The sequence below is a fragment of the Pseudidiomarina gelatinasegens genome (genome assembly GCF_004025325.1).
In the GTDB taxonomy this organism is placed as follows: domain Bacteria; phylum Pseudomonadota; class Gammaproteobacteria; order Enterobacterales; family Alteromonadaceae; genus Pseudidiomarina; species Pseudidiomarina gelatinasegens.
In genome coordinates this window covers 125,404-137,491 of the sequence record NZ_RSFE01000005.1, presented here as the reverse complement: position 1 = coordinate 137,491, position 12,088 = coordinate 125,404, and the positions used below count along the sequence as shown (strand labels likewise).

The following is a 12,088-nucleotide window of genomic DNA, read 5'->3' as shown; positions in this document are numbered from 1 at the left end:
AACTATGTATACAGCGGAAGGTAAAATCAACAAGAACAGCTTAATCGAACAGTATTATCCACTGGTTCGGCGGCAGGCTTTTAACTTAAAAGTAAAGCTACCTGCTGGCGTGGATGTCGATGATTTGATTCAAGCAGGTGTTGAAGGTTTACTGGGCTGTGTTGATCGGTTTGACCCAGAATCTGGCGTGGCTTTTTCAACCTATGCGCATCAACGAATTCGGGGTGCCATGATTGATGAACTCCGCAGCCGTGACTGGCTTCCTCGAAGTGTGCGTCGCAGTGGGCGTGAATTGGAGCAAAGCATTCGTCGTTTAGAGCAACAGCTTGGCCGCATGCCGGAAGAGCGCGAGATTGCCGCGGAACTGGGTATGGAGCTTGGCGACTATCATCAGCTGTTGCTAGATACCAATAATGGCCTTATATTGTCCTATGACGAAGTTGTCGGCGAAAGCCCGGGCGCTGAGTCAAATGATGCTGAAGAAGCTGAGCCCGAAGCACAAATTGGTGCAGCGCAGCTTAAACTTTTGCTCATGGATGCAATTGATTCCCTTCCCGAGCGTGAAAAATTAGTCATGACGCTCTATTATCAAGAAGAGTTAAACCTCAAAGAGATCGGCGCAGTACTGGATGTAACTGAATCACGGGTGTCGCAACTGCATAGCCAAGCGATTAAACGTATTCGTTCTCGAGTTGCCGCGTAACCATCCGACAAAGTACTAAGAAGGTGCTTGATGAATAATTATAAACTTGAGATCCGCTGGGGATTTATTTTCAGCGTGGCGATGTTGCTTTGGTTGCTTGTTGAGCGCCTTGTTGGCTTGCATAGCACCTACATTGAATACCACATGGTGTGGACGAACCTGTTCGCTGTTGTTGCCATTGCCGTGTATGTATTTGCCCTTCGCCAAAAACGCGATAAAGAATTAAACGGTAATATGACCTGGAAACAGGGTTTTATGAGTGGCGTGGGAATAACCGTTGTGGTTGCTATTTTATCACCGCTAACGCAGTGGTTGGCGCATACCGTAGTGTCTCCTCACTTCTTTACCAATATGGTCGAGTTTGCAGTACGCAGTGGCAACATGACTGAGGCGCAGGCATTAGATTATTTCTCGCTACAAAGTTACATGATGCAGGCTGTTATCGGAGCTGTTGCTATGGGTGTTATTACATCGGCTGTCGTCGCGTTTTTTGTTCGAAACCAGAAATAGTCGGTTTTTCGAAAGTTAAATTGGCGCAAACTGCAGCGCAGCGAATCTTTACTGTGCTAAATTTTATCTATCATTGAGTAGAAAAGGACATTTAGCATTATGAAAAAATTAGTCTTAGCAGTCGCAGTGTCTTCGCTTGTTTTAGTAGGCTGTGAAAGCATGAGTAATGCCCAAAAAGGCGCAACCATTGGTGCCATTGCTGGCGCTGTAATTGGCAAAGGTACTGGCGATCATGACAAAAGTCGTTATGTTTGGGGTGCTGTAGCTGGCGCCATAGCCGGTGGTGCGATTGGTGCTTACATGGACAAGCAAGAAGAAGAGTTTCGTGAAGAGCTTGCCGGTAGTGGCGTTGAAGTTATTCGTGACGGCGACAATATTCGCTTGCAATTACCAAGTAACGTAACGTTCGCGACAGATAGCGCCAGTATTGCGCAAAGTTTTGACCCAGTGCTTATTGATGTGGCGAAAGTGTTGAACCGGTATGAGAAAACAACGATGTTAGTTGAAGGCCATACCGATAGCACAGGCGCTGCTGATTATAACCAGCGCTTGTCAGAAACACGGGCTCTGTCGGTACGTAACCATTTGGTAGGCAACGGTGTCGACCAACGCCGCGTAACAACCATAGGTTATGGTGAAACGATGCCGGTAGCTGACAATAGCACAGCGGGCGGGCGTCAGCAGAACCGACGCGTTGAATTGCGAATTGTGCCGAACGAAGCGTAATCGTTATACGAAATAAAAGTAGAAGCCCGCCTTTTTAGGCGGGCTTTTTTGTTGGTGATAGATCTCGCTACGCTTTGTTTTCGTAGCTATAGTCTAAACTAACTGATCCAGTCGACTAACTAGGCGTTTATAACTATGAAAAAAATTAATGACCTACTGATTGCCCTTGGCATTCTGTCCCTTTTACTACTGCTTGTCGCAGGGCCGTTGTACCGTTTTGAAGTGCTCGAACTAGGCACAGCATTTTTGTTACTACGTTGGGCTGCATACATTGGAATTGGTGCGGGCGTATTGCTGATTGTATGGCTAGTGTGGCAGCGTCCCAAAGGAACTCGCGCAACCTTGTCGATTATTGCACTCATTACTGCAGCAGTGGCGGTTTGGATGCCGTACAGCCAGTTGCAGCAGGCGCGCAGCGTTCCGCCAATCCATGACATTACAACCGATACTGAGAACCCACCGGAGTTTGTTGCCATTGCTTCGCTGCGGGCGGACGCTCCAAATCCAGTTGAATACGCTGGACCTGAAACTGCCGAGCAACAACTTAAAGCTTACCCGGACCTTGAAACGTATCGCACAGACCTTGCCACAGAGGAGCTTTATGACAAAGCTCTAGCGGCTGTGAAAGATATGGGTTGGGAGCTTGTTGCTGGCGATCGTGATGAAGGTCGTATTGAAGCAACGGATACAACCACGTGGTTTGGCTTTAAGGATGATGTGGTGATTCGCATTCGCGTTCAGGCTGGTGAAACCCAGCTAGACATTCGCAGCAAGTCGCGCGTAGGGCGCAGCGATGTGGGTAAAAATGCTGATCGTATTCGCGAGTTTTTAGCCCGTTTAGATAAATAATGGGTGTTCAAGAAGCCGCCAGCTTGCTGGCGGCTTTTTTCGTTTGTGAATGCGTGTAGTTATATCGATTGAAAGGGATACGAATGAAAGCACTAGTTTGGTTGGCGCTTGTGCCGCTTACTGTCGTTGCGCAAGAGGAAATACAACAACAATCTGGCGAACAGCGGATAGAAGTGATTGATGTTATTGGTACAGCCAATGAAACGGTCATGCCCCATGAGCAGCCTGTGTCAGGAATTTTTGGCTTGTCCGATGCAGTACATGACATTACCCGTGGCGTTACGGTTATTGATGAGTCGTTGATGCAAGAAACCGCAATCGACGACTTGCATGATATTGCGCGGTTTGCACCGAGTGCTTACGCACCGAGTGGATTTGGCACCCCTTCGTTACCAAGTATTCGTGGCCAATTGGGTGAGTTATTTCAAGCGGGCATGCGGCGGCAGGCTGGTAATAACGGATTGGGTGTGCCGCTGTCGTTAAATGGTGTTGAGCGTATCGTGGTTGCTCGTGGAGCGCCACCGATCATGTTGGGAACCACGCAGCGCGTTGGTGGTTTTGTCGATTTGCAGCCGAAACAGGCGCACACTGATGAAGCAACTACAAAACTTATCGGTCGCATTGGCGAATGGCAGCAACATCGGTTACAGGTTGATCAAAACTGGGTCATTGCACCGAATCAACAAGCTCTTCGGGTTAGCGCGGAATATGTCGATGAGGGGAGCTTCTATGACTACAGCGGCCTGCGCAGCGATAGTGTTGTTGTTGCGTATCGTTATCAGCCTAATGCCCAAACGGATTGGGCCGTTAGCCTGGAATACTATGACGCGCAATGGACAGATAACGCGGGTATCAACCGGCCCACGCAAGCATTAATTGACGATAACCTGTACATTACCGGTATAGGTGTGCAACCGAATAACTCAGAAGTGCCGGGTGCGTTTGCAGTAATCAGCCCAACCGGGCAAGTACGAATTCCGCGCTCACAAGTGCTAACTGATCCGCTCGATACAAATACCGCAACAACATGGTTGCTGCACTCGACCTATTCGCGCCAGTTGAATAACGATGTGACGTTAGTCAACAGAACCTACTACCAGCACCTTAACCGTGACGGCATCAATCAAAATAGTTTCGTTGAGATTATTGATGGCGCTGAAACCTTTGAAAACAGGTTGGAACTTCACTGGCAGCAAGGTACAACGCTCGGTGCAAATGTACGCATTAACGATGTACTCGGATACAGCCAGTTTACTACTGAGGCTGACTTACCTATCGACCTAACCGCAGGTTTAGAGGCGCGTCGAATTCCGCTCACCGAAGCGCAACAAGCACGGTTGGTAGCGCTGCGGCCTGGCCTGTTTGTTTCGCCTGGCGCTCAGTATGATCGTGATGGCGACGGTGTCGGCGACTTCAATCTATCGGATACGACCAACTCGAACAGTACACAGCTTGGTGTATTCGCTCAGCAGGAGTTCGTGTTTAGCGATACCTGGTCGTCGCGGCTTGGTGCGCGCGCGGATTTTTATGACGTATCAGCGCGAGATCCGATAGCCCCCGTGGGGTTCACACCTGCGGCAGATACGCATCAGGATTGGTTATTTGCGTGGCATGCAGACACACGCGTTGCGCTAACGCCGAACATGAACGTTTATGCAACAACGTATTGGAGCGATTCCACCTCGAACTCGATGGCCGGTGGACACGTTTTGAATGTTGCGGGAGAAATTGATTCGCAGAATTTTGCGACCGAAAACACCTTGTATGAAGTGGGTATGAAATACCAGCCTGAAGGCGAACGCTGGTATGCTGATGCAGCGGTATTTGAGCAAACGCGCAGTCTGCGTAACCGCGATGGTTCAAACTCAGGTATTCTTACTCGCGGTGTTGAAGCACAATGGAACTATCGGCACGAAGCAGGTTACTGGATGACTCTGGCAGCAACCTATATTGATGCGCGTTTTGACAACTCAGCAGCATTTCAAGACAGCCGTCAAGTTGCTGACGCGTTCGACAATTCGCGACCTGATATTATTGAAGGAACAGGGGTTGGCGCACCGAACTTTGCTGCATTCGCACCATCAAATCAGCGAGTGCAGGGTATTCCTCCGGTACAGCTGTCGGCCGCTTGGGGGTGGAATTTCACCAGCCAATGGCAATTAGGGGGTGATATCTCCTATACAAAAGCGTATCCGCTGGATTATTTACAAACGGTTATGATTCGTGACCAACACCTGGTGAACATGAACCTGAGTTGGCAGGTAACATCGGCGTTTAATGCGCGTCTTGAAGTGTTAAACCTAACCGATCAAGACAATTGGTCGCCGGTTTTCGAAGGCGGCTATTTTGGTTCAACGCTGGCATTTCCAGTAGAACCGCGACACGCACGCATACGGCTGGAATTTAGCTTTTAACCTGCAGTTTAAAAAGGACCGAAAATGTCATTAAAAAAATGGGTTGTCATCAGTGTCATTGCCTTACTGGTGGCGCTTGCGGTTACGTTTGATGTAACTCAGTACCTGACGTTAGAAACACTCAAAGAGCAGCGTACCGCGCTGCAGCAGTGGTTTATTGATTACCCTGTACAGACATTTTTAGTTTATTTTGCCGCTTATGTGTTGGTTACGGCCCTGTCGTTACCTGGCGCAACCATCATGACATTGGGTGCCGGCGCTATATTTGGTTTCGCTTGGGCGCTATTGCTGGCCAGCTTTGCCAGTTCTATCGGTGCGCTATTAGCATTTTTAAGTGCGCGTTTTTTACTGCACGACTGGGTGCAAGCTCGCTTTGGCAAGCGTCTTGAAGCGATTAATCAGGGCTTGCAGCGCGATGGCGCGTTTTACCTACTGAGCTTACGGTTAGTGCCTTTATTTCCGTTCTTCGTGATTAACCTTGCTATGGGGTTAACAAAAATTAAGGGCTGGACATTCTACTGGGTAAGTCAGGTGGGCATGTTGCTCGGTACGGCTGTTTATGTGAACGCAGGCACGCAATTAGCGCAAGTTGATTCACTGGGGGATGTGGTTTCTGCCGATCTTATTTTAGCGTTTGTGCTGCTGGGAGTATTTCCACTTATTGCAAAATGGTTGCTGAGTCGCATTAAACAGCGCCGCTTGCTTGGCGATTACCAACGGCCAAAAAAATTCGATACTAACCTGGTTGTTATTGGTGCAGGTTCAGCTGGGCTGGTGAGTGCGTATATTGCGGCGGCGGTAAAGGCCAAAGTGACGCTGGTTGAACGTGAAAAAATGGGCGGCGACTGTTTAAATACCGGGTGCGTTCCGTCGAAAGCGCTTTTGAACGTTGCTAAAACAGTCGCGCAAATACGGAAGGGCGCGCAGATGGGCGTGCACGTTGATGGTATTAAAGTGGACTTCGCACAGGTTATGAACCATGTGCAGGACGTTATAACCAAGATAGAGCCGCACGACTCCATTGAGCGTTATACCAATCTAGGCGTCGATGTTGAGCTGGGTGATGCGAAAATCGTGTCACCGTGGGAAGTTGAAGTGACGCGCGATGGGCAAACCAAGCGGATTAGTGCACGGTCGATTATTGTGGCAACTGGCGCGCGGCCCTTAGTGCCCAAATTTGATGGGCTTGGTGATGTGCATTGGTTAACCTCGGATACGTTGTGGTCGATAAGCGAACTGCCGAAACGGTTGACGATATTGGGCGGTGGGCCAATTGGGTGTGAATTAGCGCAGGCATTTGCGCGACTGGGCTCGCAGGTGACGATTGTCGAAATGGCCGATCGCTTGCTTGCCAATGAAGACGAAGACACGGCAAGCCGTTTGGCAAAAGCATTGGAACACGACGGCATAGCCCTGAAGTTATCGCATAAAGCGCTGCGGTTTGAAGCAGCCGAACAGGGTTCACGGTTGATTGCGGAACACGATGAGAAGGAAGTTCCTATTGAGTTTGATACCGTGCTTATCGCACTTGGTCGACAGGCAAACTTAACCGGTTTTGGCTTAGATGAGCTGGGCGTTGAGTTTGCCAAAACACTGAATGTGAGCCCGCTATTGCAGACCAATTACCCGTCTATTTACGGTTGCGGTGACGTGGTGGGGCCGTATCAGTTTACTCATGTAGCATCGCATCAGGCTTGGTACGCTGCGGTTAATGCGCTGTTTGGGCCCTACAAAACCTTCCGTGTGGATTACTCAGTCATACCTTGGGTAACTTACACATCACCAGAAATCGCGAACGTCGGTTTAACCGAGCAAGAAGCGAAACGCCAAGGTGTTGACTATGAAGTCACCGAATACGACTTTTCCGATCTTGATAGGGCAATAGCTGATGCGCAAGACAGCGGCCGTATTAAAGTGTTAACCAAGCCTGGCAAAGACAAAATTTTGGGTGTGAATATTGTCGGCCCACAAGCCGGTGAACTGCTGGCCGAATATGTGTTAGCGATGAAGCAAGGCATCGGTTTAAATGCTATTTTGGGTACCATTCATAGCTACCCGACGCTAGCGGAGGCAAATAAGTATGTGGCCGGTAACTGGAAACGTGCCCATGCGCCAGAAGGGCTGTTGCGCTGGGTTGCTAAATTTCATCGCTGGCGCCGAGGAGGCGACTAAATGAAAACCATTCGAGGCTTGGTCGCAATCTTGGCTTTGGCTGCTGGTGTTCTGGCGACGAATGCGACGCAGGCACAACCGGTACCAGTAAACTTCTATGCATGGGGTGGCCAACCGGCTATCAATGATTATTTGCGCTGGGCCGAGCGCGAGCTTGAAGCTGAAGGTATAGCGTTGCAGCATGTTAAGGTTGCGGATATTGCTGAAGTGGTAAAGCAGCTAACCTCTGGCCGCAGCAATGCCGATTTAATCTGGATAAATGGTGAAAATTTTCACGCCTTAAAACGCACTGACGCCTTACTTGCTGTTGCTGAGAAGGTGAAAGGAATAGAGCATGTGCGCACCGACATTGGTTGGCAAATTGATTTTGGTGAGTCAGTCGATGGCTTGGAAGTGCCGTGGGGCATTGGGCAATTTCACCTATTCATGTGCGGTACCTGTGTTACGCAGTCGTCACTGTCTGCGCAACAGTTGCTGAATTATGCAAAAGCGAACCCCGGCCGTATCAGTTATCCACGACCGCCGGAGTTTCACGGCACCACGTTCTTAAAAATGCTGGCACTTGATTTGGTTGCCGATACCGGTGTTTTCCAGAAGCGTACCTCAGCGGTTGATGTCGAGTCAGTCATGCGACCATTTTGGGCTTATTTAGAACAGTTACATCCGCATCTTTGGCTGCAAGGCGAGGCCTTTCCAGCAAGTGCTGCCGAGCAACTGAACCTGTTCGCCAATGCGCAATTACATAACGCGGTTAGCTTTAACCCGAATGAGGTGCTTACGCTTGCGAATCAAGGGCGCATACCCGCAACCAGTAAAGCAGTCATGATTGGTGATGCAGCCATTACCAACAGCCACTATTTAGCGGTGCCCCGCAGTGCTGTGAACCCTGAAGCAGCGATTAAAGTGATTGAGTTTTTGCTTAGTGAAAAAGCACAGCGAAAAAAAGCTGACCTGCAAGGCTGGGGTGACCCTGCCGTCATTCAGCAAGTTGAGCAAGCAACCTTATTACCTGCGGCAAATGACTTTCATGTAACTTGGCACAATTATTTGGAGAAACAGTGGGCCGCGCGCTTTCACTAGCAGTTATCTTCTTTTTAGTGCTGTTGCCACTAGGCGTGGGCGGCAGCACGTTATTTCAGTTGCCGGTATTCTCCCAAGAATTAGTGCAAGAGCTGCTTTGGCAAAGCTGGCTGCAGTCAGCGTTTGTCAGCTTCACTTTTACCGTAGGTCTAATACTAGCTGTCTGTTATTTGAGCCTGTGGTTAGGTCAGCGCATCACTGCTGGTTTATCAAGTTCACGTATTGCGCCATTGCTCGCTGTGCCGCATGCGGCGCTTGCGGTTGGGCTGATGGTTCTATTGAGCCCGAGCGGTTGGTTGGTGCGTCTTGTACACAGTTTATTTGAGTTATTCCCCAGCCCACCTGCCCATTGGTGGATAGCCGACAAATCATTAGTCACCATGGCCGTTGTGTTAGTCATAAAAGAAGTGCCATTTTTACTATTGATGATTGCCGCACAACGCGATCAGCTGCCGATACAGCGTTGGCAAACGCAGGCGCAAAGCATGGGGTATTCAGTGCGGCGCTGCTGGTGGTTGGTGGTGGTGCCAGCGTTGCTACCGCGCTTGAAGTTTCCGCTTTTTGCCATCGCTATTTACACCCTTTCGGTGGTCGACATTGCGCTTATGGTGGGCCCGAATACGCCGCCATTAATTGCGCCACGCGTGCACGAAGCAAGTTTACGCTTTTCTGATTTGGCCAGCCTTGAAGCTTGGCTCGGTCAGTGGCTCATGATTGTGCTTGGGGCGATGTTATTCGTTGTTGTTGCCATTAACCAAACGGTTTATCGGCGATTTGGCTTGGACGCAATTGGTCGCCCAAATGGCCATTCTGCGCAGCGTATATGTTCAGGTTTTGGTAGTCAGTTATTGCTTTGGCTGTGCGGTTTGGCAGTGCTTGCTTTGATTGTCCAGAGTGTTGCGGGTACGTGGTTTTATCCAGCGCTGTGGCCACAGCAGTGGAGCTTGGGGCGTTGGATTAACGAGTGGCCGTATGCGTGGCCCTTGTTACAGAATAGCCTATGGCTTGCCGTAGTGAGCGCGGCAATAGGCGTTGCCGGAGCCTTGCTGGTACTTGAACGGCAACGCAGTCAGCGAAAAAAGGCACTTGCTTGGCTGCCGTTGCTGTTGTTATTGATACCTCAGCTTCCAATTGTATTGGGTTGGCAGCGGGCTCTGGGGCAAGATGCCGGCTGGCTATGGTTACTTTGGTCGCATGCGGCCTTTACGTTCCCGTACGCTTATTTGGTGTTACATGGCGCCTACATTAGTTTTCCGTCACGTTGGTTGTATCAGGCACAAAGTTTAGGGCATTCTCCCTTCAATGCTTGGCTGCATGTGTTGCTTCCACAATTGCGCGGCAGTGTTGCGCTGGCGTTCGCAGTGGGCGTTGCGGTGAGTATTGCGCAATACTTACCCACGCTCTGGCTAGCTGGTGTGAGTTATCCGACAGTTACGACTGAGACCGTAAGCTTGGCTGCGGGTGGCGATTGGCGCATGGCGAGCGTTTATGCATTGTTACAAGCGCTCATTCCGGTTGTATTATTGGTTTGGGCTAGCCGGCAAGGTAATCAGCAAAGGTGGAAGAGTAAGCATGTTAGAAATTAAGCACTTAACTATAAGTAAGCAACAGCATGTGTTTCTTAGTGTCGAATCTTTGCAGGTGGCAGGTGGTTCGGTTTTGACTTTAATGGGCCCCAGCGGAAGTGGTAAATCAACGCTGCTCAAATGGCTTTTGGGTGAGCCGCTACCTGATTTTCAGATAGCCGGAGAACTATGGTTGAACGGCAAGCAACGTGATCAACTGCCCATCCATGCACGTAAAATTGGGTTGTTGCATCAGCAAGGCGATTTATTTCCGCATTTGCGGGTGCTGGATAACCTGTTGTTTGCATTACCGCGCAAAGATCCAAGACGTCACCAAGCGGCCTTAGAGGCGTTAGAGGCGATGCAATTGTCGGATAAGGCCAATGCGTGGCCACATCAGTTAAGTGGCGGTGAGCAGGCGCGTGTTGCGTTAATGCGCGCTTTGCTGGCTCAACCTGAGGCGTTATTGTTGGATGAGCCCTTTTCGTCGTTAGATACGGCGCTGCGCGGCACAGTACGCGAGTGGGTATTTGCACAACTTAAGCAGCGCGATATATCTGTTATGTTGGTAACGCACGATAAAGAAGACGCACCGGGAACAATTATTTCAATGAAAGAGCTCACACATGCTTGACCCATTACTGACACCTATCACACGAAAAGTTTTAGATTACCCAGCGCGGTGGTTGGTAAAGCGGCAAGTATCTGCTGATCAAGTTACGGTGGCGGGCTTTTTGGTGGGGTTGTTGGCAGTGCCAGCTTTAGCAGCTCAAGCTTATGAGGTAGCGCTGGTTTTTATTTTGCTAAACCGCGTTGCCGACGGACTTGACGGTGCAGTTGCCCGCCGAACATCAGCAACAGATGCGGGTGGCTTTCTCGACATTGTTTTAGATTTTATCTTTTACAGCGCGGTGGTGTTTGGCTTCTTATTGGCGAGCCCGTTTGAGCATGCTTTACCGGCGGGGCTGCTTTTGGTCACTTTTATGGGTACCGGCGCAAGCTTTTTAGCCTTTGCTGTGATTGCAGCTAAACGCGGCATCGAAAACCCGCGCTATCCGAATAAGTCATTGCACTATATGGGTGGCCTTACCGAAGGCTTTGAGACCATTGTTGCTTTCGTCGCTTTTTGTATATGGCCCGAGCATTTTGAAATGCTTGCGCTGATTTTTGCGGCAGCGTGCTGGATTACAGCCATTACACGGATTGTTGTCGGTTACCGAACCCTAAGCGAGGCGAACTAATGAACGAAGCAACCATTCGACTGAGTATTTTTTTAGGCGTGATGGTGGCCATGGCTGCGTGGGAAATGTTAGTGCCGAAACGCCAACCGCGTTACGGCAGGGCAAAGCGATGGCCGGCGAATTTGGGCATCGTGGTGATTGATTCGTTGATTACGCGGCTTCTATTACCGGCGGGCCTGGTCAGTATTGCGCTTTATGCAGAGCAACAAAATTGGGGGGTGCTGCATCAGGTTGGAGTACCGGCTTGGCTGGCAGTTGTGATAGCTGTGGTGGTACTAGATATCGCCATTTATTGGCAACATCGGTTGTTTCACCGCGTACCGATATTGTGGCGCATTCATCGCATGCATCATGCCGACCCTGATTTTGATGTCACAACAGGGTTGCGGTTCCACCCAGTAGAAATTGTGCTTAGCTTGGGCATTAAAGCGGTTGTTGTGGTCGCTTTAGGCGCACCGGCATTGGCGATTATTATTTTTGAAGTGGTGCTAAATGCCTGCTCGTTGTTTAATCATGGCAATGTTGCGTTACCGAAAGGGATTGAGCGCTGGACTAGAAAAGTATTGATAACTCAGGAGTTGCATCGTATTCATCACAGTACAGTGCCAAGAGAAACCAACAGCAATTATGGCTTTAGTGTCAGTTGGTGGGACCACGTTTTTGGTAGCTATACCGATAAGCCCGAAGCAGGGTCTGATGGTGTGGATATTGGTTTAAGCAACTATCGCGAAGCGAAACAAACAACCACGTTGTGGGGGCTAATGCGCATTCCGTTTGTGGATGCTGCGGCAGCCGAAACTGCCGCAGACAAAAACTCAACGAAGTAGC

The 12,088-nt window shown here is 49.7% G+C and carries 11 protein-coding genes; all 11 read left to right on the top strand.

The genetic code is table 11. The annotated features are described in order from the left end of the window. The first annotated feature begins 4 nt into the window (after positions 1-4). The 11 genes from EGC76_RS08125 (at position 5) to EGC76_RS08075 (ending at position 12,087) form a co-directional block, all read left to right on the top strand. Complete coding sequence (locus tag EGC76_RS08125; RefSeq protein ID WP_128352488.1) at positions 5-703, top strand: RNA polymerase sigma factor FliA; 699 nt, start codon at positions 5-7, stop codon at positions 701-703. 30 nt (positions 704-733) lie between these two features. Beyond that, complete coding sequence (locus EGC76_RS08120; RefSeq protein WP_128352487.1) at positions 734-1,213, top strand: DUF4199 domain-containing protein; 480 nt, start codon at positions 734-736, stop codon at positions 1,211-1,213. A gap of 99 nt (positions 1,214-1,312) precedes the next feature. Continuing rightward, positions 1,313-1,939 carry a YiaD family glycine zipper/OmpA-like lipoprotein gene (locus EGC76_RS08115; RefSeq protein WP_128352486.1) on the top strand — a complete coding sequence of 209 codons (627 nt, stop codon included), beginning with the start codon at positions 1,313-1,315 and terminating at the stop codon, positions 1,937-1,939. Between the two features lie 135 nt (positions 1,940-2,074). Further along, positions 2,075-2,788 (top strand): DUF1499 domain-containing protein, encoded by a 714-nt coding sequence (locus tag EGC76_RS08110; protein WP_128352485.1) that lies wholly within the window; start codon positions 2,075-2,077, stop codon positions 2,786-2,788. Positions 2,789-2,871: 83 nt separating this feature from the next. Continuing rightward, positions 2,872-5,202 carry a TonB-dependent receptor gene (locus EGC76_RS08105; protein ID WP_128352484.1) on the top strand — a complete coding sequence of 777 codons (2,331 nt, stop codon included), beginning with the start codon at positions 2,872-2,874 and terminating at the stop codon, positions 5,200-5,202. A 24-nt stretch (positions 5,203-5,226) separates the two neighbouring features. Next, the gene (locus tag EGC76_RS08100) at positions 5,227-7,374 is read left to right on the top strand and encodes an FAD-dependent oxidoreductase (RefSeq protein ID WP_128352483.1); all 2,148 of its coding nucleotides are present in this window, start codon (positions 5,227-5,229) and stop codon (positions 7,372-7,374) included. Further along, positions 7,375-8,454: an ABC transporter substrate-binding protein gene (locus tag EGC76_RS08095; RefSeq protein WP_128352482.1), complete on the top strand. Its 1,080-nt coding sequence runs from the start codon at positions 7,375-7,377 to the stop codon at positions 8,452-8,454. Continuing rightward, positions 8,433-10,040, top strand: a complete 1,608-nt coding sequence (locus EGC76_RS08090; protein WP_128352481.1) for an ABC transporter permease family protein — start codon at positions 8,433-8,435, stop codon at positions 10,038-10,040. Before EGC76_RS08095 ends, EGC76_RS08090 begins: the two co-directional genes overlap by 22 nt. After that, positions 10,027-10,653: an ATP-binding cassette domain-containing protein gene (locus EGC76_RS08085; RefSeq protein ID WP_128352480.1), complete on the top strand. Its 627-nt coding sequence runs from the start codon at positions 10,027-10,029 to the stop codon at positions 10,651-10,653. The genes EGC76_RS08090 and EGC76_RS08085 overlap by 14 nt, the downstream gene beginning before the upstream one ends. Beyond that, positions 10,646-11,260 carry a CDP-alcohol phosphatidyltransferase family protein gene (locus tag EGC76_RS08080; RefSeq protein WP_128352479.1) on the top strand — a complete coding sequence of 205 codons (615 nt, stop codon included), beginning with the start codon at positions 10,646-10,648 and terminating at the stop codon, positions 11,258-11,260. Before EGC76_RS08085 ends, EGC76_RS08080 begins: the two co-directional genes overlap by 8 nt. Continuing rightward, positions 11,260-12,087, top strand: a complete 828-nt coding sequence (locus EGC76_RS08075; RefSeq protein ID WP_128352478.1) for a sterol desaturase family protein — start codon at positions 11,260-11,262, stop codon at positions 12,085-12,087. Before EGC76_RS08080 ends, EGC76_RS08075 begins: the two co-directional genes overlap by 1 nt. The last annotated feature ends 1 nt before the right edge of the window (position 12,088 follow it).